Source organism: Victivallis lenta, from assembly GCF_009695545.1.
GTDB lineage: Bacteria > Verrucomicrobiota > Lentisphaeria > Victivallales > Victivallaceae > Victivallis > Victivallis lenta.
Window position 1 is genome coordinate 24015 of sequence record NZ_VUNS01000018.1, and the last position, 24639, is coordinate 48653.

General features: G+C 63.5%; 16 protein-coding genes. 7 read left to right on the forward strand and 9 right to left on the reverse strand.

Annotation, left to right across the window (positions count from 1 at the left end):
* Nucleotides 1-12: 12 nt before the first annotated feature.
* Nucleotides 13-1212, reverse strand: coding sequence for a signal peptidase I (gene lepB / locus FYJ85_RS15080; protein WP_106053429.1), 1200 nt, complete (start codon nt 1210-1212; stop codon nt 13-15).
* A 12-nt stretch (nt 1213-1224) separates the two neighbouring features.
* Entirely contained in the window at nt 1225-3036 is a 1812-nt protein-coding gene (gene lepA / locus FYJ85_RS15085) for a translation elongation factor 4 (RefSeq protein WP_106055717.1), read from the reverse strand.
* A 164-nt stretch (nt 3037-3200) separates the two neighbouring features.
* Here lepA and FYJ85_RS15090 point away from each other — a divergent pair, with 164 nt between their 5' ends.
* From FYJ85_RS15090 to mutS, 4 genes are read left to right on the forward strand one after another with little or no spacing between them, the layout of a single operon-like run.
* A complete protein-coding gene (locus FYJ85_RS15090) occupies nt 3201-4676 on the forward strand; it encodes an esterase/lipase family protein (protein WP_106053428.1) in 1476 nt (491 codons plus the stop codon).
* Between the two features lie 10 nt (nt 4677-4686).
* Complete coding sequence (gene folB / locus FYJ85_RS15095; protein WP_106053427.1) at nt 4687-5043, forward strand: dihydroneopterin aldolase; 357 nt, start codon at nt 4687-4689, stop codon at nt 5041-5043.
* A gap of 2 nt (nt 5044-5045) precedes the next feature.
* Nucleotides 5046-5624, forward strand: a complete 579-nt coding sequence (locus tag FYJ85_RS15100; RefSeq protein ID WP_158703981.1) for a flavin reductase family protein — start codon at nt 5046-5048, stop codon at nt 5622-5624.
* On the forward strand, nt 5611-8145 hold the full coding sequence (gene mutS, locus FYJ85_RS15105) for a DNA mismatch repair protein MutS (RefSeq protein WP_106053425.1): 2535 nt from the start codon (nt 5611-5613) through the stop codon (nt 8143-8145). The genes FYJ85_RS15100 and mutS overlap by 14 nt, the downstream gene beginning before the upstream one ends.
* 1 nt (nt 8146) lies before the next feature.
* Here mutS and FYJ85_RS15110 read toward each other — a convergent pair whose 3' ends face one another.
* From FYJ85_RS15110 to FYJ85_RS15125, 4 genes are read right to left on the reverse strand one after another with little or no spacing between them, the layout of a single operon-like run.
* The gene (locus FYJ85_RS15110; RefSeq protein WP_154419386.1) at nt 8147-12181 is read right to left on the reverse strand and encodes an alpha-amylase family protein; all 4035 of its coding nucleotides are present in this window, start codon (nt 12179-12181) and stop codon (nt 8147-8149) included.
* Entirely contained in the window at nt 12178-13707 is a 1530-nt protein-coding gene (locus FYJ85_RS15115) for a DUF4832 domain-containing protein (RefSeq protein WP_154419387.1), read from the reverse strand. The genes FYJ85_RS15110 and FYJ85_RS15115 overlap by 4 nt, the downstream gene beginning before the upstream one ends.
* 15 nt (nt 13708-13722) lie before the next feature.
* Nucleotides 13723-14415, reverse strand: coding sequence for a type II secretion system protein (locus FYJ85_RS15120; RefSeq protein WP_206213228.1), 693 nt, complete (start codon nt 14413-14415; stop codon nt 13723-13725).
* Nucleotides 14416-14430: 15 nt separating this feature from the next.
* Entirely contained in the window at nt 14431-15501 is a 1071-nt protein-coding gene (locus FYJ85_RS15125) for a LacI family DNA-binding transcriptional regulator (RefSeq protein WP_154419388.1), read from the reverse strand.
* Nucleotides 15502-15801: 300 nt separating this feature from the next.
* Between FYJ85_RS15125 and FYJ85_RS15130 the strand changes: the two genes are divergently transcribed.
* The 3 genes from FYJ85_RS15130 to FYJ85_RS15140 are packed head-to-tail and all read left to right on the forward strand — an operon-like array spanning nt 15802 to nt 18989.
* Nucleotides 15802-16857, forward strand: a complete 1056-nt coding sequence (locus tag FYJ85_RS15130) for an NAD(P)-dependent oxidoreductase (protein WP_154419389.1) — start codon at nt 15802-15804, stop codon at nt 16855-16857.
* The gene (locus FYJ85_RS15135) at nt 16854-18116 is read left to right on the forward strand and encodes an amidohydrolase (protein ID WP_154419390.1); all 1263 of its coding nucleotides are present in this window, start codon (nt 16854-16856) and stop codon (nt 18114-18116) included. The genes FYJ85_RS15130 and FYJ85_RS15135 overlap by 4 nt, the downstream gene beginning before the upstream one ends.
* 3 nt (nt 18117-18119) lie before the next feature.
* Nucleotides 18120-18989 carry a discoidin domain-containing protein gene (locus FYJ85_RS15140; RefSeq protein ID WP_154419391.1) on the forward strand — a complete coding sequence of 290 codons (870 nt, stop codon included), beginning with the start codon at nt 18120-18122 and terminating at the stop codon, nt 18987-18989.
* Nucleotides 18990-19150: 161 nt separating this feature from the next.
* Here FYJ85_RS15140 and FYJ85_RS15145 read toward each other — a convergent pair whose 3' ends face one another.
* The 3 genes from FYJ85_RS15145 to FYJ85_RS15155 form a co-directional block, all read right to left on the reverse strand.
* A complete protein-coding gene (locus tag FYJ85_RS15145; RefSeq protein ID WP_154419392.1) occupies nt 19151-22366 on the reverse strand; it encodes a hypothetical protein in 3216 nt (1071 codons plus the stop codon).
* Entirely contained in the window at nt 22363-23007 is a 645-nt protein-coding gene (locus FYJ85_RS15150; RefSeq protein WP_106053417.1) for a type II secretion system protein, read from the reverse strand. The genes FYJ85_RS15145 and FYJ85_RS15150 overlap by 4 nt, the downstream gene beginning before the upstream one ends.
* Nucleotides 23008-23583: 576 nt before the next feature.
* Nucleotides 23584-24585 carry a LacI family DNA-binding transcriptional regulator gene (locus FYJ85_RS15155; protein ID WP_106053416.1) on the reverse strand — a complete coding sequence of 334 codons (1002 nt, stop codon included), beginning with the start codon at nt 24583-24585 and terminating at the stop codon, nt 23584-23586.
* Nucleotides 24586-24639: the final 54 nt, after the last annotated feature.

Below are 24639 nucleotides of genomic sequence, written 5' to 3' on the forward strand. Positions count from 1 at the left end.
TTTTCCTGGCGGTTACTGCCGGTACATGACCGGGAAGGTTCCCTTTTCCGCCCGTCCGGTCGGCACGTCAAGCGCCCCGGCCCGGTCGACCAGCCCCCAGCGCCGCGAGAACGGCCAGAAGGCGACCCACGCCCGGCCGACCAGGTTCCGGCGCGGCACGGCGCCGAAAAAGCGGCTGTCGAGGCTGAACTGCGAATTGTCGCCCATCATGAAATAATGGTCCTTCGGAACCACGTACTCCTGCTGCGGGGAAGCGATGAGGCTCCCCATTCCGCCCAGATGCCCCTGATAGCCGCCTTTGCCGCTGTACAGTTTTTCGAAGGCCGGCTCGATTTCGTAGACCGGGCGGAACTTCTCTTCGCCCGCCGGTTTGATCATAAGGACATTGCCGACGATTTTCAGCGTATCGCCGGGCAGCCCGACCAGCCGCTTGATATAGAAGAAGCCGCTGAGATCCGCGAGCTTGCGCCCGTCGGCCTCGAGTCCCTCGGTCGTGAACACCATGACGTCGCCGCGCCTGAGCGGCGTCAGGTAGATGCTCCAGCGTTCGACGAACAGATGGTCTCCCATCGACAGGTAGCCGTCCGCCAGCTTCTCGCCCGGCCTGTAGCTCCTCCCGGCCTCGAGGTCGGCGTATTCGATGACTTTGCGCTCGTCGCCGGGGAGCTTGTACTTTGTCCCCCCGATCGTGAAAGAGGTCGAATCGGCCAGCATGCTGCCGGCGGCGCGGAACGAGTTGACGTCCAGTTCGCCCGGCGTTTTGATCGTCGCCTCGGCGCGGCGGGTCGAAAAAAGCAGCCAGTCGAGCGGCCCCGGCAGCTTGCCCAGCAGCGGATTCGTGCTGCGCCCGCCGTCGATGTAGTGGATTCCGTACAGCGTCGGCTGCATGCTGCTGGTCGGAATACGGAACGGCTGCAGGAACAGCGCGCGGATGCCGAATGCGACCGCGCCGACCACGAGCAGCAGGTCGAGCAGTCCGCGGATGGCCTGGTGGCGGTACGGCGGCGCCGCCTTGCGGAACCGCGATGCGAATTCGTCATACCGCCGGCCGCACTCCGCCGCCGGAACGGCTTTCATGTCTCCGAGCAGCGCATCGAGCTCCCGTTTCGCCTCGGCGCCGAGCAGGTCGTCGTCGTTGTGACGGCAGAGCCGGATTTCGGTTCTGAGCTTCGTCAGCTTCTTCCTGGCGCAATGCTTCTGCCAGAACGTCATGATCCGGACTCCTCAGCTATTGGTTTCGGTCGCTTTCAGTACGGCCACGAACGCTTCCTGCGGGATATTGACCTGGCCGATCTGCTTCATGCGCTTCTTGCCTTCCTTCTGCTTTTCGAGCAGCTTGCGCTTTCGCGTGATGTCGCCGCCGTAGCATTTGGCCAGCACGTCCTTGCGCATCGCCCGGATGCTTTCGCGGGCGATGACTTTGCCGCCGACCGCCGCCTGGATCGCGATCTGGAACATCTGCGGCGGAATCACGTCCTTCAGCCGCTCGGCCAGCTGGCGGCCGCGGCCGTAGGCCATGTCGGTGTGGACGATCGAGCTGAAGGCGTCGACCGGCTCGCCGTTGACCAGGATGTCGAGCTTGACGAGCTTGTCGGCACGGTACCCGGCCGGTTCGTAGTCCATGCTGCCGTAGCCGCGCGTCATCGATTTGAGCTTGTCGTGGAAATCGATCAGGATTTCGTGCATCGGGATTTCGGCGGTGATGATGACGTGCCTTGCATCGACCGAAACCGTGTTCGTGCAGATTCCGCGCTTGCTCATCACGAGGTTCATGACATCCCCGATGTATTCGGAGGGGATCATGATGTGGCAGTTGATGATCGGCTCCTCAATTCGTTCGATGCCGGACGGGTCCGGCAGGAACACCGGGTTGTCGACCGGAATCATCTCGCCGGATTTCATGTAGACGTTGTAGATGACCGACGGATAGGTAGCGATGATGTCGCAGTTGTATTCGCGCCTCAGCCGTTCCTGGATGATCTCCATGTGCAGCAGCCCGAGGAAGCCGCAGCGGAAGCCGAAGCCGAGCGCGGCCGACGTCTCGGCCTGGTACAGGAACGCCGCGTCGTTCAGCTGGAGCTTGCCCATGCTGGCCTTCAGCTGTTCATAGTCGGCCGTGTCGATCGGGTAGATGCCGGAGAACACCATCGGCCGCACCTCCTTGAAGCCGGGCAGCGGCTCCGGGCACGGGTCCTTGACGTCGGTGATCGTGTCGCCCATCTTCGTGTCCGACGGGCTTTTGAGGTTCGGCAGCAGGTAGCCGACGCTGCCGGCGGTCAGCTCGTCCGCCGCTCGCATTTCGGGGCTGAAGAAACCGACTTCCTTGACTTCGCTCTCGATTCCGTTGTTGAAAAGCCGGATCCGGGTGCCGCGCCGGAAGGTGCCGTTTTTGACGCGGACGTAGTTGACCACGCCGCGGTAGGTGTCGTAATTCGAGTCGAAGATGAGCGCCGCCGTGCCCGGGATATCGAGCAGTTCCGGGTGCGGAATCCGGCTGACCACGGCTTCGAGCAGCTCCTTCACGCCTTCGCCGGTCTTGCCGGAGACGCAGAGGGCCTCTTCACGCGGCAGGGCGAGCACCTCCTCCATCTGTTCGTAGCAGAGTTCGAGGTTCGCGGCGGGCAGGTCGATCTTGTTGATGACCGGGATGACCTTCAAATTCTGCTTGAAGGCGAGGTTCACATTTGCGACGGTCTGCGCCTGCACGCCCTGCGTCGCGTCGATGAGCAGGAGCGCCCCCTCGCATGCGCCGAGGGAACGCGAAACCTCATAGGCGAAGTCCACGTGTCCCGGGGTGTCGATCAGATTCAGCTCGTAGGTGTTGCCGTCTCCTGCCGCGTACTCCATGCGGACCGGGTGGGATTTGATCGTGATGCCGCGTTCGCGTTCGAGATCCATCCCGTCCAGCAGCTGCTCCTGAAGATCACGCTTGGCTACCGTGCCGGTCAGTTCGAGCAGGCGGTCGGCCAGCGTCGATTTTCCGTGGTCGATATGCGCGATGATGCAGAAATTTCGAATCAGTTCCAGTTTTGCCATATTGTTTCCGAGGTGCAAGTATCGAATATCCGTATTATCGTCAGGTAATATAGCACTTTTTCCCCGGTAAAACAACTTTTCGTTTTGCGAAAACCGGAATTTCGTGGTATTATATAAAGATTGCACCCGATTTTGAAGTTTTCCCTGAAATGAAAAGGAGCGGGATGAAGCCGATACACGCCGTTTTCGCACTGTTTCTGCTGCTCGTGCTCGCCGGCTGCGCAGCTTCGCCGGTCGGTTCGTACCAGTCGACCGCCGTGAGTAATTCGATCCTGAACAGCGAACTCGCGCTCGCCGCCCGCTCCTATGAGGGAATCGACCGGAATCCGGTTGTCATCATCCACGGCTTTCTCGGGGCGCGGCTCGCGGACCCGGCCGGGCCGGTCTGGGGCAATTTCTCGACCGCGACTTTTTCGGATGCGAATCTGAAGGCGCTCGGGCTGCCGATGGAGATCGGAAAACCGCTCGCCGCGCTCGTCTCCCCGTCGGTCCCTGCCGGAATTCTCGACGATGCCGAGATCCGTTTCGCCGGTTTCACGTTCCGCCAGCCCGGCTACGGCCTGGCCGTGGACCGGCTTGTGAAGGCCGGCTACGTCGACGGCAGCCGTCCGCTGCCGCGCGGCAGGAAGCACCCGAATCTGTTCAGCTTCGCCTACGACTGGCGGCGGGACCTGCCGGAGAGCGCCGCGAAGCTGCACGAATTTCTGCTCGAAAAGCGCAGATATCTGCAGGAGCTCTACGAAGCGGAGTACGGCGTCCGGGATTACGATGTTCAGTTCGACCTCGTCGCACACTCCATGGGCGGGCTGCTGGCCCGCTACTACCTGATGTACGGCGACCAGGATCTGCCGCATGACCCCGAGAAGCTGCCGGAACTTGACTGGCGCGGCTGCCTGATGGTTGACAAGCTGCTGGTGGTCGGCACGCCGAACGACGGCTATCTCGACACGTTCCGCGAGCTGGTCGAGGGGCTCGTGCTGGTGCCGGGTGCGCCGCGGCTGCCGTCCGGCATTCTGGCGACTTTCCCGAGTTACTACCAGATGCTGCCGGGGGCGTCGGGCGGAACGGTCGCCTTCGAGCTCAGCGGCGGCGCGGGGCTTGCGGCCTACGACCTTTTCAACCCGAATGCGTGGCTCCAGAACAAATGGGGACTCGGCGACCCGGCCAACGACCGTTACTGGAAGCTCGTGATTCCGGATGCGGAGTCGAAGACGCCGGAGGAACGCCGCCTCATCGCGCGGGACCACCTGATCAAATGCCTCGTCCGCGCCTGGCAGTTCCGCCGCGCGCTGTCGGTTCCCTCCGCGCCGCCCGAGAACTGCCTGCTCTATCTTTTTGCGGGCGACGCGGTCGATACCGCGGCGGTCATCCGGGTCGGCGCCGACGGCAGGCTGCTCGAGACCGAATACAGCGCCGGCGACGGCAAGGTGCTGGTTTCGAGCGCGCGGTTCGACAGCAAGACGCGGGAGATTAAAATGCCGCCCTTTTCGCGGTCGCCGATCGAATGGCGCGCCGTGTATCACATCGGCGCGGCGCATATGGGATTCTTTGCGAGCGACGCCTTCTGGAAAAACGCCCGCTACAATTTGCTCATGCAGCCGACGCCGGAGCAGCGGGTGCGTTACAAACTCAACGAATGACGGATTTTTTATGGACAGGATTTTCATCAGCGGCCTGCGGGTCAATGCGATCATCGGCTGTTACCCGGCGGAACGGGAACGGCGACAGGGCGTCACGATCGACGTCGAGCTCGAAACCGACCTGGCAGAAGCGGCCCGGAGCGACGAACTCGCCGATACGGTCAATTACGCCGAGATCGAAGAGCGGATTCAGGCTCTCGCGGCCGGCTCGTCGTTCAAGCTCATCGAGGCGCTGGCCGGAGCGGTCGGCCGCCTCGTGCTCGAATATGACGCGGTGCGGCGCGCGAAGGTCAGGATCGACAAGCCGGGCGCCGCGCAGCATGCCCGGTCGGTCGCGGTCGAACTTGAATTTCAGCGGGAGAAATGATTATGCCGAACTCGGATCGTTGGAAAGAGATCGCCTTTTCCGACTTCAACTGCGATGCGTTCCGCATCTGGAAGGAGGAACACCTCGTGCTTGCCGCCGGAGATTTTGCGGCGAACGAATATAATGCGATGGCGGTCGGCGGCGGATTTCTCGGTTTTCTCTGGGGAGAGCCGGCGGTCATGGTGCTGGTTCGTCCGCAGCGCCGCACCTTCGAGCTTCTCGAACGGTACGACACGTTCACGCTGTCGGTTTTCGACTCCCGTTACCGCGACGCCGTCGCGGAACTCGGCGCCGTTTCGGGGCGGGATGTGCCGGACAAGCTCGCCGCCGCCGGCTTCACGGCCGTTGAAGCCGGGCGGGTCGAAGCGCCGGCCATCGCCGAAGCCGAACTCGTGATCGAATGCCGGAAAACCTGCCGCGCCGCGCTGCACGGCCGGGATTTCTGCGACAAGAGCCTGATCGAATCCCGGTATCCCGGCCGCGACTACCACTCCTGCTTCTTCGGGCGCGTGCTGCGGATTGCGGGCGGGGATAAATATTGGAACGCGGAAGCACTGTTGGAGCATTATGGCAGACATTAATCTCACCCCCATGATGCAGCAGTATCGCGAGGCGAAGGCGTCGATTCCGCCCGATGCGGTCCTGCTGTTCCGGCTCGGCGACTTTTACGAGGAGTTTTTCGAGGATGCGGAGAAGGTCAGCTCGGTGCTCGAGCTGACCCTGACCCGGCGGCAGGGCTACCCGATGTGCGGATTTCCGTATCACGCGCTCGACACCTATCTGCCGCGGCTCGTCGCGGCGGGGGTCAAGGTCGCCATCGCCGAGCAGATGGAGGACCCGCGCCTTGCGAAAGGGATCGTCAAGCGGCAGATCACCCGGGTCATCACGCCCGGAACCATCGTCGACAACGCGCTGCTCTCCCCCTCCTGCAACAACTATCTGACCTGTCTCGTGCAGGGCAAAGACGTGTGGGCGCTCGCCAGCCTCGACATCAGCACCGGCGAATTCCGGGTCTGCCGGATCGCCGGGAACGACAAGCTCGCCACGGAATTCAACCGGCTCGGCGCGCGCGAGTGCGTGATCAGCCACCGGCTCGACGCCCGGTTCAACGAGGAGGAGGGAGCCCGCCCCGAACCGCGCACGAAGCTGCTCTGGACCACGGTGGACAACGATTATTTCGATTTCTCCTTCGCCGAGGATTTCCTGAAGCGCCAGTTCAAGGTCGGCACGCTGGACGGGTTCGGGCTGCGGGATCTGCCCGATGCGGTCTCCGCCGCCGGGGCCGTGCTGCGTTACGCGACCGAAAATCTCCGGCAGGATGCTTCGCACATCTGCCGGATCGAGCTGTATAGTTTGGATTCCTCGCTCGAGCTCGATTCGATTTCGCTGCGGAATCTCGAGCTGGTCGAGACGATGTTCGGCACCGGCAAAAACGGTTCGCTGCTCGGCGTGCTCGATCATACCGAAACCCCGATGGGCGGCCGCAAACTGCGGAACTGGGTGCTGCGCCCGCTCTGTGACCATGATGCGATCGTCGCGCGGCTCGATGCGGTCGGCGCCTTCCGGGACGATCCGCTGACGCTGGCCGAGCTGCGCGAAACGATCGGCGTCGTGCGCGACCTCGAGCGCATCGTCGGGCGGCTGAACGTCGGCAACGCGAACGCGCGGGATCTTCAGACGCTGGCCGTGTCGCTCGATGTTCTGCCGGGGGTCAAGAGCCTGCTCGCGAATTTCAATGTTCCGCTGCTCGAAACGCTGAACGGCCGGCTCGAGCTCTTTCCGGAACTGGTCGAAAAGATCGAAAGCGCGATCGCGGAGAATCCGCCGGCGCAGCTCTCCGACGGCGGTGTGATCCGGGCCGGCTACAATGCGGAGCTCGACGAGCTCCGCAGCGCCGCGACCGACGGCAAGGCGTGGCTTTCGCAGATTCAGCTCCGGGAACAGGAACGGACCGGCATCCGGTCGCTGAAAGTCAAGTACAACTCGGTTTTCGGCTACTACATCGAGGTCAGCAAAGCCAACCTTTCGATGGTGCCGGAAGACTACGTGCGCAAGCAGACGCTGGTCAACGCCGAACGGTTCATCACGCCGGAGCTCAAGGAGCTCGAAAGCAAGATCCTCGGCGCGGAGGAGAAGGCGAAGGCGCTTGAGGCGCAGCTGTTTCAGGAGCTGCGGGAGTTTGCGCTTCAATACACCGTCCGGATTCAGACCGCCGCCGACGCGCTGGCCGGAGTCGATGCGCTTGCGAGCCTCGCCGAGTGCGCCCGGCTCCACGGCTACCGCCGCCCGCGCATTTTCGAGGACGACCGGCTGATCGTCAAGGCGGGCCGCCACCCCGTGCTCGATGCGGCGATGGGGACGGACAAATTCGTGCCGAACGACTGTCTGCTCGACGGCGACCGCAACCGCATGATGCTGATCACCGGGCCGAACATGGCCGGCAAATCGACCTACATCCGGCAGACTGCGCTGCTGGTGGTGCTCGCGCAGATGGGATCGTTCGTTCCGGCCGAGTCGATGGAGCTCGGGCTGGTCGACCGGATTTTCACGCGCGTCGGCGCGGCCGACGACCTGGCGCGCGGCCAGAGCACCTTTATGGTCGAGATGGTCGAAACCGCGAACATCCTGAACCATGTGACGCCGAAGAGCCTGGTCATTCTCGACGAGATCGGCCGCGGCACGAGCACGTTCGACGGGCTTTCGATCGCCTGGGCGGTCGCGGAGTTCCTGCACGACGACCCCTCCTGCCGCTGCCGTACGCAGTTTGCGACGCACTACCACGAGCTGACCGAACTCGCCCAGACCCGGCGCGGCGTCAACAACTACAACGTTGCGGTGAAGGAGTACGGCGACCAGATCATCTTCCTGCGGCAGATCGTGCCGGGCAGCACGGACCGCAGCTACGGAATCCATGTCGCGAAGCTGGCCGGAATTCCGCAGCCGGTCATTGAGCGCGCCAACGTGATCCTCGAGCTGCTCGAAAAGGCCGCCGATGCGCCGCGCGACGCAATTTCGGCGCTGCCGCGCCAGACGGTCAAAGCCCGGCGGCGCAAGGGCGACGTCGATGAAAACGACGATATGATCCAGCTCCGGCTGCTGTAAGCTATTTTACCGTGACGATTCTGGCCGGGCCCATGGTGAACGGGGCGATTCCGCTTTTGTCGGCCTGGAACTGGACCATGAGGCTGGTGACTTCGGGCGCCCTGCCGTCAACGGCGAAGGCGCCGAGCGGCAGCGTCACGGTCTGTCTGCCCGGGACGATTTTTCCGGCGGAGACCTGCCGGGAGTTCTGCTTCGTCCGGCGGTCCGACAGCGTGAACTGAAGCTGCTGGCCGCCGGTTTTGCCGCCGTCGAGCTCAAATTCGAGCGAGCCGTTTTTCCACTCTTCCGGCGTGATGTCCGGCAGGGGGGCGAAATGGGTGATGAAGCCGGACCACGGGCCGCTTTCGGCCGCGGTCTGTACGGCAACTCCGCCGTTTTCCGCCTGCACCCGGACCTGGCCGATCGCATACAGTTCCTTCGGATTCACCGGCAGGAGCCGTTCGGTCCTGACCGGAACCGGCGGCGGATCGTCCTCCTCAGGCAGTTCGATGACGATGTCGCGGATTTCAAATCCGCTTGAATTGTCGCCGCGAAGCTGGAAGAAGAGTCCATTCGCATTTTCCGGGAGTTTTCCGAACCGCGACAGCGGGATTCGGACCTCCTGGAATGTCGCCGGGTCGTTGTCGACCGCCTTCTCCGCGAGCCCGTTTTCGAGATTCTGCATGGCGCCGTGCCTGTTTTGGCGGAAATCGCGGCCGGCGGCAAGAAGCGTCAGTTGAATTTTCTGCCCGCCGCGCGCATTGCCGAACTGATCGCACCCGCCGTTGACCTCGAAGCGGAGCGTGCCGCGCTCAAGCAGGCCCGGTCTGCGGACGAGCGGACGGAAATCCTTCGCATGCAGCATAAGGCCGCCCCACGGGCCGGTTTTCTCCGTCACGACGGCCCGGACGAGCCCGTCGCGCTGTTCGGCGGCGATGCCGCCGAAGCCGGAAAGTGCCGGCTGCCCGATGCGGACCGGAACGGCCGCCGCTCTGCCGTCGTACCGTTCCGCCGAAACCGCAAGCACGGCGGGGACGATTTCGCCGTCGTTCCCGACGATGTCGAAAGAGCGGATTTCGTCCTCCGGCGCCGGATTGACCCAGCGCCAGCCGTAAAAGCCGCGGTTTTCCCTGTTCTTCCAGGCGACGAGATGGTTGACCGCGTAATTCGCGCTGCCCATCCACCAGTCGCCGATGTTCTCCCCGCAGACGACCGGGAGTTCGAGCGTTCGCCCCGAAGCGTAGCGGATGCGGTAGCGCATGGCCTCCCTGCCGTTTTGGAACCAGGCGGCGGTGTGGAAGAAGACGAGCGACCGCACTTTCGCGTTGACCGGGATGTTTTCGACCGAGACGGGCAATTCGCTGCGGACCGATTTCGAATGCAGCATGATGCAGGTCCGGTTGTCGTTCTGGTCGAAGCGGATCAGCTCGCACGGCACACCGAGGAATTCCAGGGTTCCCCACGGCACGCCGCCGAGCGAGTTGTCGCGGCCCTGATCGGTCCAGCCGCCTTTGCCGTCGCCGGCGACGCTGTCCGCAAAGCCGCGGTTGCAGTGCTCCCGCAGGTCGAGCGGCGCGGTCTGCGCCGGATCGACCTCGTAACGGAAAGCGGCGGCGGCGCGGGCGGCCCTTTCGGCCCGGACGGCGGCCGCGAGCGCATCGGCTTCCCGTTCCAGCTCGGAGCGGGTGAGCGGAGGGAGCGGGCCGAAAGCCGCTTCAAGCTCCGCTTTGCCGCCGGCGCCGATTATCGCGCGGTTCTGCGGTTCGAGCAGCTGGAGCGCCCGGCCGTTCCGCACCGGAAGCGCCCGGTTGCGGATCAAATCCGCGGCGGAGCTTCCGGGCGGGAGCGCGAGCTCGACGAGCTTCGGGTAGCCGTCCCAGTTGAACAGGTAAAACAGCGTCGTGCCGCCGCGCTTCGCGGCGTGCGCTTCGACATTGACCGCAAGATCCCCCTGCGGATGGCGGACAAGATCGAGCGCCGGACGGATGCCGTGCCGCTCAAGCGCGGTGCCGAGCAGCGCTCCGAGCGCGTAATCCTGAAGCTGCGGCGTAAATACGTAGACGGCGCCTTGGCCGAGCTTGCGGACGGCGAAGGCCGGCGTGTCTCCGCACGAGCCGAGCACCTTCCAATTGCCGGAGAGTTTCATCCGGACCGTGTTGCGTCCGGCAAGCCTGCCGGGCAGGGCGGCCGGGCGGGGGACGGCGAACGAGATTTCTTCGAGCCCGGCATTTTCGTTTTTTTCGAACGAAAGTCCGGCGAAGAGTCCGGCGGCGTCGGACGGGCGGCCGTATTCGTCCTCGGTCATGAATTCGCGCCCGGCGATGAGGATGCCGCCTGCTTCGACGAAACGCCGCAGCGCCTCCGCGGTACCCGGCAGCGTATTCCGGACGCCGACGGCGACGACCGCTTTGTATCGACCGAGCCGGCCTTCGGGCAGCTGCTCCTCAAGCACCGCGTCGAAGGGGCGGTGCGTGAAGGCGAGCGCTCCGGCGGCCGTCGTGATCTCGTTCCGGGCCGGAATCGGCACGGCGCCGGCCATGCGTTCGGTCGGGTGCGAAAGCAGAACCGCCGTTTCACACGGAATGTTCCGGCTGCGCGGCGCGAAGTATTCGGCGAAACGGAAGATCTCCTTTTTGGCGTCCATGATCGACCGGAAGTCGGCGGCGGGATAGGCGTACGGGTTCAGGATCATCCACGGGAACTTTTCGGCGATGCGCCTGCCGCCCTCTTCGCTTCCGGCCGGTTCCCAGTCCCAGGCGCGCTTCGACCACTCGAAGAGGTAGGTCGCGTTCGAGCCGCGCACGAAGTCGAGCCAGATCCGGTTCAGGGTCGAGCGGTAGTTGCTGCCTGTGTACGCCTCGGGGTTGTGCATCGGCTTGCCGTCGGCCAGCGCCCGGAAGAAGGCGCGCATCAGGATTCCTTCGGTGACGCCGGAGTGGACCGCCGGAGCCGAACCCGCGTACTCGGGCGGCGCGTCGTAGCCCGCCGCCGGTTCGATCGAGACGCCGCCGCCGGTCGGCAGCGAGATCGCGTCGAGCTGCCGGTTGATTTCGAAGAGATTCATGTTCGAGCGCGGCAAACTGCGGTAATAGCTGCCGCCCATGACCTGAAAGCAGAGCCGGGCATCGGGAGCCAGGCCGCGGATGGTTTCGACGCCGAGCTTTGTAAGCTCGATGAAGCCGGATTCCATGAACTTCGACCAGTCGACGAAGAGCCCGCGGTTCTCATTCGCGGTCCTGAAGTTTGCGGCCGATGCGAAATCCGGGTAGCTGCTGCCGTAGGCCTGGTTCATCGCCCCGGGCGTGCCGTACCGTTTTTCGAGAAATCCGGCGAACAGCTTCCGGTTGTACGGACTCGGGTCGTCGTAGGCCGGTTCGTTGAAGAGTTCGCAGAGCATGAGCGGATTGCCGCCCTGCTGCAGCTCCCGGACGCCCGCTTCCCAGATCATGCGGTAGAGTTTTTTTCCTTCGGGATGGAACGGATTGTACGGGACCCAGTGGTTGTTGGCCCGGGAGCGGTATTCGTTGACTGCTCCTTCCGGCAGCCGGGCGGCGAATGCCGGATCCTCGGCGATTTTTCCGTGGCCCCACGGGAAGGCCGTGAAGTCCACAAGGGTCGGCAGCCCGTTCGTCTGCACGGCTTTCCCGGCCGCCTTGTTTTTTTCGGAGAACGCCTTGTCGCGGAATTCCGGGAAGATTCGCCTGATCCAGTCGGTGGCGGTGAAAACGGCGACCGTGTCGAAGCCGAGGCGCTGCGCGTTCCGATAGGTCAGCGGTTCCTCGTAGAGCCATTTCAGGCTTGCGTCGTAGCCGCTGGTCGGAGCGATGTCGTCGGCCGAGCTGCCGGTGACGCTCTGCACGCCGAGCAGGTAGCGGATGCGGCCGTTCACCAGATAGTTGCCGTCCGCGTCGACTGCAACCTCCGGCTGAGGAGCGAGGACGACTTCGGCGGGAAGCTGTTCGACCGGCGGAAATGTTTCGTCCTCCGCTGCGGGAACGGGGACGGCGGCCGGCAGAAGGGCGAGACAGACGAGACAGACGGAAATTGCGGATTTCATGAAAGCGGTTCCTTTGCAAGTTCGATCGGGCCGAGGTCGTACCGGAAGCCGTCTCCGCCGTAGAGCGGCAGCCGGATCGGCCGGAGGTCGGCGAGACGGCGCATGCCGACAGCCAGCCGGAAACGTCCCGGCGGCAGGCCTGGCGGCAGGTGCAGTTCCGTGCGTTCCCCGGTTCGTTCCCCCGGCGCCCAGGCGAGTGTGGAGGTCGGCAGGATGGGGGCGGTCACGCTCTCCCAGACGGTTTCGCCGTTCTCGGCGACGAGGGCGTAGAGGATGCCGAAGTCGTCGTGCGGCTTGGCGGCGCCGCGGTTCTCCCAGTAGCTGGTCAGCACGGCGGTTTCGCCGGGCCGGAGCGCTGCCGGATAATGGAGCTCGGCGGGCAGCAGGCGGTAGCCGGCGATGCGGGCTGCGTCGTACTGCACGCGCTGCCGGAGCTCCGGTCTGCCGCGCGTTCCGTCGAGGTAGTGGCGCTTGCCGAGCGGATCGTAGTTTTCCATGCGGCGGAAGCAGTCGTCGTCGAGTTCGCCGATCCGGCACTCCGGCAGTCCCGGCAGCTCGCCGCCGCGGTTCGTGTAGGAGGCGTGACAGCGCCGCAGCGTTTCGAGCTCGGCGGGAGCATGGAAGGTTGCGATGTTTTCGACGATGAGCCTGACCCGGTCGTGATAGGCGCGGCAGTAGTCGACGTACCATCCTTCGATGAAGGGGTCGCTCCCCCAGCGGTCCCAGTTGGCGCCGAGCCCGTTGTATTTGAGGTTGATCCCCTCCGAAACGAGGTACGGCACGAGCTCCTTCGCCTGCACGAGCGAAATCGGTTCCGCGCCGCAGCCGGGGCAGGGGGTGTTGTAGCTCGGGTTCCCGAGCTCCTGGAAAATCGGCTTGTCCGGGAAGGCGGCCTTGAATGCGCCGGTCAGGTGTTTCAGCGCCGCCGTGTAGCGTTTGAGGGTGAAGCCGGCTTCGGCCCAGGGGCGGATCGGCGTGTGCTCCGACAGATGCATCTCGCCGAAATGGCCGAGAAACCCCTGAAAGACCATCTCGACTGCCGGATTGCGGTTGTAGCGTTCGCCGAAGGCCGCGATGAAATTCGCGCTTTTTTCGAGATAAACCGGGTCCCAGTAGACCGGGTAGCGGCGCGGCGGCCCGTCCGGAGGACCGGGTTCGTCGATGAATCCTGCTCCTGCGTCGAAGACCCATTGCGGCGTTCCGTCATTGCGGAAAGTGCCGTTTGCGCCCATTCCGCGAATCTGCAGCCCGACCTTGAATCCGGCGTCGATCCAGCTCTGCATGCAGCCTTCCCACGCCGGATTCTCCCAGTCGAAGCGGCCCTCTTCCGGTTCGACGACGCTCCAGGCGACGTCGAAGATGATCTTGTCGGAGAGCGGCCGGGAGAGAAACCATTCTCCGGGAGCAAGCTCGTCGAAGCGGACTTTACGGTGTCCGCGCTGGAGGAACAGGTAACCCATGCCGGGATTCAGCAGCACTTCGCCGCTGTCGGCCGGGAAGATTTTGCGCATGTCGCGGTGATGCATCGGAATCGGCTCCTTTCAGTTTGCGACCGCCTGTCCCCAGAAGTAGACGTACCAGCCGGCTGCCGGTATGCCGTCGCTGTTCATGGCGCTGACGTGGCCGTCCGCATAGCCGATCACGGCGCCCCTGCCGCCCATGTGGCGGAAACCGAAGTCGTTCTTGTTCATGATCCGCGGTTCGTTCGCGTTCGTGAGGTCCTGCATATCCGAGATCATGAACCGCTGGCTCGGGTTCTTGATCCGCTTCAGCGCGGCGCCGAGCGGATAGTTCGGGTCGGACGGGGAGATGCACGAGATGTAGAGGTTGATTCCGTAGTTGTTGCTCTGCTGCGCCGCGATGGTTTCCGCCGTCGGGGTCGCGCTCGGGCATTTGAAAAGCCCGCGCGGCTTTGCCTTGCCGTCGGCGATCTGCAGGTAGGCGTTGTTGTCGGTTCCGACAGGGACGCCCGGATAGACATAGGGCAGGATCAGCGTCTGCCACTTTGCGTAGACCGGGTTGGTTCTGGTCGACGCGCCGTAGAGCGGTAGGAAGCCGTTGTGATCCTCCGAATACTGGATGCAGCCGAGCGCGAGCTGTTTCTGGTTGCTGACGCAGTTGATGTCCTTCGCCCGGCCGCGCGCCTGATTCAGCGCCGGCAGCAGCATCGAGGCGAGAATCGCGATGATCGCAATTACGACAAGCAGTTCGATCAAGGTAAATTTCTTCATCATACCGTCTCCTTTGTATCACGAGTGTTGTATGGGAAACGATTCCCGGTTGACGATTGCTGCGGGGAAGAAGCGGGACGGGATGCTTTCCCGCCCTTGCAGCCGGGCGACAAGCCCGGATGCGGCTGCCCGCCCGATCCCGTAACGGTCGAATTCGATGGTCGTGAGGGGCGGCACGACGTAATCGCCGATTTCGAGGTTGTCGCATCCGGCGGCGACGACGTCCTCCGGTACGTGCAGTCCGGCTTCATGCAGGGCCTTGTAGCCGCCCGGCGCGAGAACGTCCGAAGCGAAGAAGACGGCATCCGGCGCCCGGTGTTTTTCGAGGAGTTCCCGGATGGCGCGGTAACCGCAGCGCATGAAGTGCAGGCAGTCGGAGTGAAGTTCCGGCAGCACGGGCAGCCCGTGCCGTTCGAGCGCCGCGTTGAAGAGCCGGTGTTTGCGGCGGTTGATGTTTTCGCGGCCCATGTTGTGGTCGCCTTCGGTGCCGATGTAGGCGACCCGGCTGCATCCGGCCCGGGCGAAGCGGGCGACGATTTCGTCGATGGCCGGCTCGAGGTCGACGCTGAAAAACGGATATTTTCCGGCCGGATTCGCATCGAAGACGAGCGCGAACGGAATTCTGCTTTGCCTGATCCGCCGGACGAACTCTTCGGAGGCCGTGCCGAGCAGCAGGAGGCCGCCGCGCCGGATATGCTCCGGAATCTCCTCCCCGGTCCACAGGAACGATTCGACCAGCGAGGTCTGGCGGAAGGTGACGTCGGCGTGCTCCCTGAGTTCGTCCTCGATGCCGCGGGTGAATTCTCCCCAGAACGGATCATGCAGGGCCGGGTACTGGCCGTAGACGATCACTTCGACGTGGCGTTTGAAGAGCTGTCCGGTCACCCGGGTGGCCTTGCCGTGTTCGAGCCTGACGATCCCGGCTTCGCGCAGCCCGGAAAGAGCGAGTGAAACCGTGTTTTTGCTGACTTCGAAGCGTTTGGCCAGCGTTTCGATCGAGGGCAGCGCGTCGCCGCTGGCGTACCAGCCGGCGTGAATGTCTTCGATGATCAGGTTCCTGACGGCTTCGCTTTTCGAGATGCTTCTCATCGGTGCGGAAAACTCCTTTGTGTACCGACTCTCTCAGAGAGTTCTTGTAATTAATTATGCAGTAAAATCGTTTGAAAAGCAAGGGCTCTTCCGTCTTTTTTTCAAAAATATTTTCGCTCCGGGGAGGGAACATCGCCGGGAGGAGCGGGCGAACGGACATTTTTCTGCACTCTTTTTGCGGAATTCGGGGAGGAAGCATTTGCGCTTTCGCCGGTTTTGCGGTACGTTATACTCTCGTCGGGAAGATGAAAACCTGAAAAGCCGCTCCCGGCTCGGGACGTCGGCATTCCGGAGAGTCGAATGAAGAGTGAAGCAATTTACCGCGAACTGTTGAAAACTTACCGGCCGGATGAGTTTCCGGCTCTGGCGGAGCAGATCCGCGATTGGGGCGCATCGCGTCCGCTGGCCGGCCGCATGGTGTTCGATGCGACGCCGGTATTCCGCAATACGATGATGAAGCATGTCGCGCTGCTGGAGGCCGGCGCCGAGCTGACCGTCGGCTTCGGGCGCGGAATTCCGTACGATCCGGCCGTGGTCGGGCGGCTGCGGGAGAGCGGCGTCCGGGTGACGGACGATCCGCTGCCGGGAGAGCTCTACGACGTCGTCCTCGACTGCGCCGGGGCGAATGCCGGTGTGCGGGCGAAGTACGGCTATGTCGAGCTGACCCGCTCGGGCATGTACCGTTACCGCGACTGCGGGCAGCCGGTCTTTCTGGCCGACGAGGGGAGAATCAAGGAGATCGAGACCGCGCTCGGCACCGGCGACGGTTTCCGGCGCGGCATGGCCCGCTTCGGATACGGCGATTTTTCGGGCCGGCGGATCGTGGTGTTCGGCTGCGGCAAGGTCGGTTCCGGCGTGGTTCTGTATGCGGCGGAAGGGGGGGCCGAAGTCATCGTCGTCGATGATGCGGAAAAGGTCAAGCCTCCCTTCGGCGCTTCGATTGTGGACCTTTCCGACCGGGCCGGGATAGAAAAAGCCGTGGCGGATGCCTGGTGCGTGGTCTGTGCGACCGGCATCCGCGGCGCCCTCTGCGGCCGGTTCGACCTGTCGATACTGGTGAACGGCCCTGCGCTGATCGCCAATATGGGCGTCGAGGACGAGTTCGGGCCGGAGGTTCCCGCGGAGCGTGTGCTGAACGCGAAGTCTCCGCTGAATTTCGTGCTGGAGGAGCCGACCCACCTGAAATATATCGACCCGACCATGGCGCTCGACAATTACGGTGCGCTCGAAGTGCTCGGCGGCGCCCTTGCTCCGGGGCTCAACCGTCCTTCGAAGGCGCTGGAGGAGAAGATACTCAACACGGTGCGCGCGGCCGGATCGGTCGCTCCCGAACTCGAACGGATGGAACGGAGATGATGAATTCGCTTCTGATCAGAAATGTGCGGCTCGACGGCGGAGGGACTGATGTCCTGATTGAAGGAAACCGGTTTGTCCGCATCGCTCCCGGCATCGAATGCGAAGGGGCCCGGGTGATCGACGGCTCCGGCAAGGCGATCGTGCCGCCCTTCTACAACACGCACACGCATGCCGCGATGACGCTGCTGCGCGGCTATGCCGACGATATGGAGCTTTTCACCTGGCTCAACGACTACGTCTGGCCGGCGGAGGCAAAGCTGACCGGGGACGATATCCGCATCGGCACCCGGCTTGCGGCGCTTGAGATGATCCGGACCGGCACGGTATTTTTCAACGACATGTACTGGTATCAGCCCGACACGGTGCGGGCGGTCCGGGAGATGGGGCTGCGGGCCGCTGTCGGTTTGCTGTATATCTCCGGCTCCGACGGCGAAGTGCTCGAGCGCAACCGGCGCTGCAACGAGGAGCTGCTCGAGCTCGGCGACGACTCCTCGGGGCGGATTTCCGTCACCTATGCGCCGCACGCGGTCTACACCGTCGCGGAGCCGATCCTGCGGGCGGTCGCCGAGGATTCCGCGCGGACCGGGCGGGTGATCCACATCCATGCGAGCGAGACGGCGCGCGAGGTGGAGGAGTGCGTCGGCGCGCACGGCATGTCGCCGGTCGCGTATCTCGATTCGCTCGGAGTGCTCGGGCCGCGCACCGTGCTGGCGCATGCGGTCCATCTTTCGGATGAGGATATCGACATCATCCGGGAGCGGAAAAGCTGGATATCGCATTGTCCGTGTTCGAACTTCAAGCTCGCTTCCGGGCAGTTCCGCTATCACAAGGCGGTCGAGCTCGGCGGCTGCCGGTTCACGCTCGGGACCGACGGCTGCGCTTCGAACAACAATCTTTCGATGCTCGAGGAGATGAAGTTCGCGGCGCTTTCGGCCAAGAACGAATCGGGCGAACCGACTGCCGGGCGTGACGGCGACATTCTCCACGCCGCGACGCGGGCCGGTGCCGAGGCGTTCGGAATCGACGCCGGTCTGATCGGGGAGGGGAAGCTTGCCGACGCGCTGCTGGTGGACCTCGCCCATCCGCTGATGACGCCGGACTACCATCTCGCTGCGAATCTGGTCTACTCGGCCGATTCGAGCGTGATCGACACGGTCATCTGCGACGGGCGGATTCTGATGGAAAACCGGAGGATCGACGGGGAAGAGGAGATTCTCGCCGACGCCCGCCGGGCGTGCGTGCGGCTGCGCAATTTGTAACCGATGAATGCGGAAAGGGTGCGTGCGGACGTGAAGAAATGTCTGGTCATGATTGCGATGGCGGCGGCGGTGACGGGATTCGCCGCCGGTTATCCGAATTATGCGCTGAACTGCGAGGTGTTCGCCAGTTCGATCGAACTGCCGAAGTATCCGGCCGACCTGGCGGTCGACGGGGTGGCGGCCACGCGCTGGTCCTCCGGCAAGACGGATGACGAGTGGATCACGCTCGATCTCGGCACGCCGCGCCGGATCGGGCGCATCGTGCTGAATTGGGAGCGTTCCGCCGGGATGCGTTATGCGGTCCAGCTTTCGGACGACAACGAACATTACACGGATGTGTTTACGGAAGAAGACGGCAAACTCGGAGCGTACCGGGTCATCGATATCCGTCCGCGGACGGCGCGGTATGTGCGGGTCGATTGTCGTGAACGGCTGACCGACTACGGGTTTTCGCTCTGGGAGGTCGAGGTTTATCCGCCGGTGCAGAACCTTGCGTTCCGGTGCAGGATGAGTGCGAGCGGCGCGCTGCCGGACAACCTGCCGCCGCTCGCTTCGGACGGCATGGCCGGGACCGGCTGGATCGTCGCCGCCGGAACCAAGCCGCAGTGGATCATGCTGGAGCTCGGCAGTGTCCGCACGGCGGGGAAAATCGTGCTGAACTGGGGAAAGACCGCGGCGAAGAAATACACGGTTGAGATTTCGGAGGACGGAAAGAACTTCAGTTCCGTATACAAACAGGCGGATGGCAAGGCGGGGGAGACGAGGACGATCACATTCGCGCCGAAACGCTTCGGCTTTGTCCGGGTTACCTGCGAGGAGCCGGCGGCGGGAGAAGAGTACGGTCTCGACGAGATCGAGGTGTACGCGAAGTAAAAAACGCCGGTTCCGGGGGGCTGTCGGAAGGAACGTGCGCGGCCGCACTTCGCGGCCTGCGTTCCCCGCCGGGATTTCCTTGCTGTGCTGCTGGAGTGCGCGCCCCTGCCGGGGCGCGTCTCCGTCCGGACGTGTTTGCAGGCGTGCCCGGCCGCTTCGTCTTATTCTGTTCCGCTCAGGTGGTAGCCGGCCAGGCCGCCGGGAAACGCGCCGTTGTCGGCGCGGAAGCGCAGGAGCCCGTCCTTCCACTCCGCCGGGATCTCTCCGACTGCGTCCCCCTGCATGTTGACCGCCGTGACCCGAAGCGGCGATGCGGTCCGCAGTTCGACGTTTCCGGCCGCCCGCCGCAGCAGGAGCGGAGCCGTTCCGGTCTTTTCGAGAATTTTGCGGTCCTGATCGGCGAAGCGGGTTCCCGTCGCCATCACGTCCGAGAGGTGCAGCAGCACGATCGAACTGCTCTCCCGCAGCGCTTTCCCGTCCAGCGAGATCGCCGTGAGCGTCTGGAAGGTGTCCGCGCCGGAGACCGTCAGGGTTCCGCTCGAAAGCGTTCCCTCCGGCAGCGTCACGCTCGCCGCGCGCGGCGTTTCGACGGTGAAGGTTCCCCGCTTCGTGTCGAGCCGGAGCTCGCCGGTCGAACTGACCGCAACGCCGGTTTCACGGAACTGCTTCAGCAGTTCGGCGATATGCGGGTCCGCAATGCGGTCGAACGGCCTCACGCCCGGCACGGGCCGGTCGTCAAAGGTCGCGCCGATCCGCGTGATCAGCCGCAGCGGACGGATGTTCGGGAAACCGGTGTCGCGCCGTTCCGAATAGAAGTCGCGCGGAATCGTGAAGCCGTACTTTTCCGGCGCGGTCCTGACGTCTCCGCGCAGGAAAAGCGCCGCCGAAATCCGGTCCGAAAGCTGCATGACCGGGTCGTTCACCGACTCGAAGACGATGATTCCGGTGTCGAGCCGGTTGATCCGGTAGCGCGTGCTCGAGAAGTTGAACCGGTAGAGGCCGCTCAGGTCCTGCAGCGCGGAGTAGGCGCCGACCAGAGGACCGTCCTCGGCCCGGAACCGGTTCGGCGCACAGAGGTTGAACTCGGTTACGAAGAACGGCTTTCCGTAAATGCGTCCGGGCACGAGATGCCCCGGCAGCGGAGCCTCCATCGGGATCGTCGAAAGCTGGCTGTAACTGTGCGGCAGCGCCCAGGGGTGCTTCGGGAAGGCCGGGTGGTCGTGATAGCCGTGGTCGTCTACGACATCGAACCGGTCGCGCAGCAGCGTCGTCGCGCTGTTGCCGTTGTAGTTGCAGCCGGTCAGCAGAAACTTCGCGCCGACCTCTTCCCGGACGAAGCGGGTCATCTCGTCGAGATAGGCCGTATGCGTGTCGTGCAGGAAGCGGGCGAAGTGGTGGTTGCCGAAGCTGACCCGGGTGTCCGTGATGCCGTTCCTGCGGCAGTAGTCGCCGAAAAGTTCGGTCAATACGGATTTCACGGGTTCGGAGTTCCAGACATACGAGAGCGTATCCTCGTTGACGAGGTTCACGAAGAGGATGGCGGGGTCTTCGGCCCAGCTCAGGCCTGTGTAGGGGTTCACGTGGCTCATCCACCGTTTCGTGAAGGCCTTCCAGTTTTCAACTCCCTCTTTCGACAGGATCAGCGCATGCTTGTGGCTGAGCTTCGGATATTTTTCGAGGGATCGCAGCTTGTCGCCGGGCTTGAGCTTGCGGCTCGTGTAGAGGTCGAAGGTGATGTAAATGCCGTTCTCCTTGAGTTTTGCGAACAGATAATCGAGTTTGTCGAGGTTCGCCGGGTTCAGCGTGACCGAATCCGGCGCGGCCGGGTCGACGAGTCCGTTGTCATGGTGGTGAAAGCGCACGGTGTTGATGCCGTGCGAGCGCAGGAACCGCACGAGGCGGTCGACTTCGGGCTTTTCGAGAAAGAGCGCCGTTTCGCAGAGGTTCGTGCCGTAGACGCGGAAGTGTTTCTCCGGCGCCTGCTCGAAGCCGATCGAGCCGTCGGCGGCGACGATCGCATGGCCGTATTTGCCGGCCGGAGCCTCGTCCGCTCCGATGAACGAGAAGTCGAGCGGACTGCCCGGCGTGATGCTGCGCCGGTAGTCGAGCCGGACCCATTGATCGTTTTCCGCCGCGACCAGCGGCTGCGGCAGGTGGTCCGGCAGCAGGACCGGCTGTCCGGTCAGCGTGACGGCGGCGATCATCCAGGCCGAAACCGGGTTGGTGCTCCGGAAGCGGATGCGGCGCGGTTCGCTGCCGCCGAGAGGAAAGGTCGAAACGTACAGTCCGACCGGAACGCTCGGGTTGCTTGAACGCCACGCCACCTTCGCATTCGGCAGGTCGTTCGGATTCCACCAGTTGCCGCACTCCCTGCCGCCGGTGACCGGAATGGTTTCGGTGCCGGTGTCGGCATAAGTGATCTCGAGTTCGCCGATCTTGCCCGGCATGGTCCAGGCCGAAGCGTGCAGCAGCGCGAGGCCGCGCGCCTTCACCGGCGGCAGCGGCAGCTCGACTTCGGCAGGGGCGAAACCGCGGTCGGTTCCGGCGACGATGATTGCGCCGGGCGTATTTTCACTCTGTTCGTCGATTACGTCGAAGTCGAGGTTGTTGAACCGGAGCCGGCCCGGCTTCAGCATCCGCAGGTCGTTGGAGGCGCCCTGATCGGTCCAGCCGCCCTGCCGGTCATCCGCGATGTCGTCGCGGAATGAACGGTTGGCGGCCCCCGCCAGCGGCACCGGGATCGAATGCTGTTCCTGCCGTTCGATCTCGAGCTCGAACGGCGGCCTGCCGAACCAGAAGCGCAGCGCGAAGGTATCCTGTCCGAACTTGCGGTCGTCCTGTACATAGATGCTGCCGTTTCCGCGGAAGATCACCCGTTCGCCGTCGGAGAGCTGGAGCACGCTTTCGGTGACGCCGGACTGCCGGAGCAGTTCCATTTTTACATATTCCGACGGGAATACGAATTTCCGCCTCTCCCCTTTTCCGGCGGCCCGGTATTCGAGGGCGGCAGCGGAACCGGCCGGGATCGAGACTTCCAGATACTGCAGATTGATTTTGACCGTCGGCGGCGGGACCGGCTCGACTTTGAGCCGGAACCGGTTCGGGCCGAGCGGCGTGAGCGTGGTCCGGTATTCACCGTTTTCGGTCGTGAAGTCGACCGGCGAGGTCAGGGTGACGGCGCCGTCGGCGTTCCGGTCCGTCCGGGCCGGTCCGACGCGCCCGGCCTTCCAGTCGCCGTAAATCGGGGTGAGCCGGAATCGGAGAATGTTCCAGTCGAACGCCCCCGCATTCACGGTCTTGAGCGATTCCGGCAGCCCGGCGGCATAGCCGGGCAGGGCGGCGAGGAGGAGCAGCGGCAGCAGCAGGAACTTTTTCATTCTTCGTCCTTTCCCCACCAGAACGGCGTTTTGCGATTCCCCGGAATGTCGCCGCGCATGGTCGCCGCGGCGTGTCCGTCGAGATAGAGAATCTGCGCGGAATTCCCCGTGCCGTGGATCGTGAAGAGGTGGAGGGAAGTTTCGTTGACGTGATTGTTGTACCAGCTGTTCCAGCCGACGTCGGAGTAGGAGCCGTCCGAAGCGAGGCAGAGCTTCGACGGATATTTGAATTGGCTGCTTTTGGCGAACTGGGTCTGATACCAGGCGACCCGGTCGTTCATGCCGTAGTTCATGATTTTTCCCTTTTTCGGATGGAGTGCGCTGTTCGCTTTGCAGTAGAAGCCGGAAGCAGCCATCCGGACGGCCCGGGCGTCGCCGTCGGTTTCATTGATGCCGCAGCTGATCGCCAGCCGGTCCCGCCAGGTGACCAGGCCGCCGTCGGTGGCGACCGCCGGAAGGAAGCCGTCGTAGCTGTCCATGTAGGTGTGAAAGACGAACCCGAGCATTTTGAGGCTCGAAAGGCAGTCGGTCTGCCTGGCCCGGGCGCGCGCCTGATTCAGCGCCGGCAGCAGCATCGAGGCAAGGATCGCGATGATCGCGATAACGACCAGAAGCTCGATCAGTGTGAACGGTTTGCGCATAATACCGGGTATGTGAAACGAAACAGCATTGCCGCCCGGCGAAAAAGCGCGGTATGCGCCGCGCAGCGGATGTGAACGGACTGCACGGTTCGGCGGCAGCCGAAGCGGGCAGCGAGGAGCAGGTGCGACGAAGGTGAACGCAGCGGAGCGAAGGCCCTCTGCCGCAGCCCGCGAAGCGGGCGGTGAAGAGTTGGCCGCCGCAGGCGGACAAGTAAGGAGGACAAAGTCCTCCGCCGCGGGCGGTAAGGGCGCAACCCACGGGAAATGAAAGCCCGGCACAGAGTAAGAAATGGGGGTGCGGGGGAAATGTATTTCCCCCGCGAATCCCACGACAATGAAGACGGACGAGACCAGGAAGAGCAAACAGAACAATTTTGCCGCCAGAGGCCGAATAAATTCATTTAACCAAAAGGAGTTACATCATGACAGACCGCATACGGAAATTTCACATACCCGGTATTATGCGCAATCGCGGTTATATTGCGGCATATTCACAAAAGCTCGAGCCGTGTAAATCTTTTTTTCATTCGGTTTCCTCCTTGCATGATATGAATTGCGGTGAGAATCTTCCGGCGGTCAGGCGGACGGGGCCGGTGCCGCCGATTCGCGGCGCACGAGTCTGCCCGGAATGCGGATCGAATAACCGAGATATTCGTCCGGATTTTCGAGTTTTCCGACGATCATGCGGGCGGCGGCGGCGCCCATTTCCGCCCCCGGCACCGCGAGCGCGTCGAGCGGCGGAATCGCAAAGCTCTGCGATGGAACGTTGTTGAAGGTGACCACGCTGAGCCGGCGCGGAATCTCCACGCCCCGGCGCCAGGCGTAGTAAAGAACCTGCCGGGCCAGTTCGTCGTTGTAGCAGACGACGGCGGTGATCTTCTGTTTCAGCAGCTCGTCGAACTGGGCTTCGACCGGCGAGTACTTCCACGGTTCGCTCTGGAACTCCTCGAGGCCGTACTCCTCGCAGAACTCCGCGTAACCGCGCTTGCGGTCGTTGTAGCTGTGGTGGTGATTGCCGGGCACAAAGCCGTCGAGATAGCCGATGCGGCGGTGTCCGAGCGCGTGCAGGTGCTCCATCACGAGGCGCATGTTGGCGGCTTCGTCGCTCATGACCGCGCTGCCGGATTTGCCGCAGATGCCGTTGACCACGACATACGGGATTCCGGCCTCTTCGATATTCCTGAGCTGGCGCGGGTAGATCACGTCGGGCACGATCAGCCCGGCGACTTTCCACTCCGGCACCGGGTAGTAGAGGTTCCGGACCGACTCGCAGGGAATGAAGTTGAAGGTGTAGTTCAGCTTCGGCAGTTCGCGCGAAATCACATCGACCGCGTCGGAGACCGGGTTGGTCTGCCGCAGCAGGTTGCGGTCGTAGAACAGAAACGAAATCTGGCTGTTCTCCTTGTTCCGCAGCGAACTGAAAACGCGGTTCGGCCGGTAGCCGCTGGCTTCGATCTGCTCGAGAATGCGTTTCCGCAGCTCCGGCTTCACGGAGAAGTTCTTGCTGCGGCCGTTCAGCACCCGGCTCACGGTGGAGGGCGAAACCTTCAGCTCCTCGGCGATTTCCTTCAATGTCATAAGCGGCCTCTCCGATTGTTTATTTCTAGCAAACAGTTTTCTAGATTAATTATG

Excerpts from the sequence above, each read along its gene's own strand:
- FYJ85_RS15125 (WP_154419388.1), bottom strand. The coding sequence starts at position 15,501 with ATGAGAAGCATCTCGAAAAGCGAAGCCGTCAGGAACCTGATCATCGAA.
- folB (WP_106053427.1), top strand. The coding sequence starts at position 4,687 with ATGGACAGGATTTTCATCAGCGGCCTGCGGGTCAATGCGATCATCGGC.
- FYJ85_RS15100 (WP_158703981.1), top strand. The coding sequence starts at position 5,046 with ATGCCGAACTCGGATCGTTGGAAAGAGATCGCCTTTTCCGACTTCAAC.
- FYJ85_RS15115 (WP_154419387.1), bottom strand. The coding sequence starts at position 13,707 with ATGCATCACCGCGACATGCGCAAAATCTTCCCGGCCGACAGCGGCGAA.
- FYJ85_RS15110 (WP_154419386.1), bottom strand. The coding sequence starts at position 12,181 with ATGAAATCCGCAATTTCCGTCTGTCTCGTCTGTCTCGCCCTTCTGCCG.
- FYJ85_RS15135 (WP_154419390.1), top strand. The coding sequence starts at position 16,854 with ATGATGAATTCGCTTCTGATCAGAAATGTGCGGCTCGACGGCGGAGGG.
- FYJ85_RS15130 (WP_154419389.1), top strand. The coding sequence starts at position 15,802 with ATGAAGAGTGAAGCAATTTACCGCGAACTGTTGAAAACTTACCGGCCG.
- FYJ85_RS15150 (WP_106053417.1), bottom strand. The coding sequence starts at position 23,007 with ATGCGCAAACCGTTCACACTGATCGAGCTTCTGGTCGTTATCGCGATC.
- FYJ85_RS15120 (WP_206213228.1), bottom strand. The coding sequence starts at position 14,415 with ATGATGAAGAAATTTACCTTGATCGAACTGCTTGTCGTAATTGCGATC.
- FYJ85_RS15140 (WP_154419391.1), top strand. The coding sequence starts at position 18,120 with ATGAATGCGGAAAGGGTGCGTGCGGACGTGAAGAAATGTCTGGTCATG.
- lepA (WP_106055717.1), bottom strand. The coding sequence starts at position 3,036 with ATGGCAAAACTGGAACTGATTCGAAATTTCTGCATCATCGCGCATATC.
- mutS (WP_106053425.1), top strand. The coding sequence starts at position 5,611 with ATGGCAGACATTAATCTCACCCCCATGATGCAGCAGTATCGCGAGGCG.
- FYJ85_RS15145 (WP_154419392.1), bottom strand. The coding sequence starts at position 22,366 with ATGAAAAAGTTCCTGCTGCTGCCGCTGCTCCTCCTCGCCGCCCTGCCC.
- lepB (WP_106053429.1), bottom strand. The coding sequence starts at position 1,212 with ATGACGTTCTGGCAGAAGCATTGCGCCAGGAAGAAGCTGACGAAGCTC.
- FYJ85_RS15155 (WP_106053416.1), bottom strand. The coding sequence starts at position 24,585 with ATGACATTGAAGGAAATCGCCGAGGAGCTGAAGGTTTCGCCCTCCACC.
- FYJ85_RS15090 (WP_106053428.1), top strand. The coding sequence starts at position 3,201 with ATGAAGCCGATACACGCCGTTTTCGCACTGTTTCTGCTGCTCGTGCTC.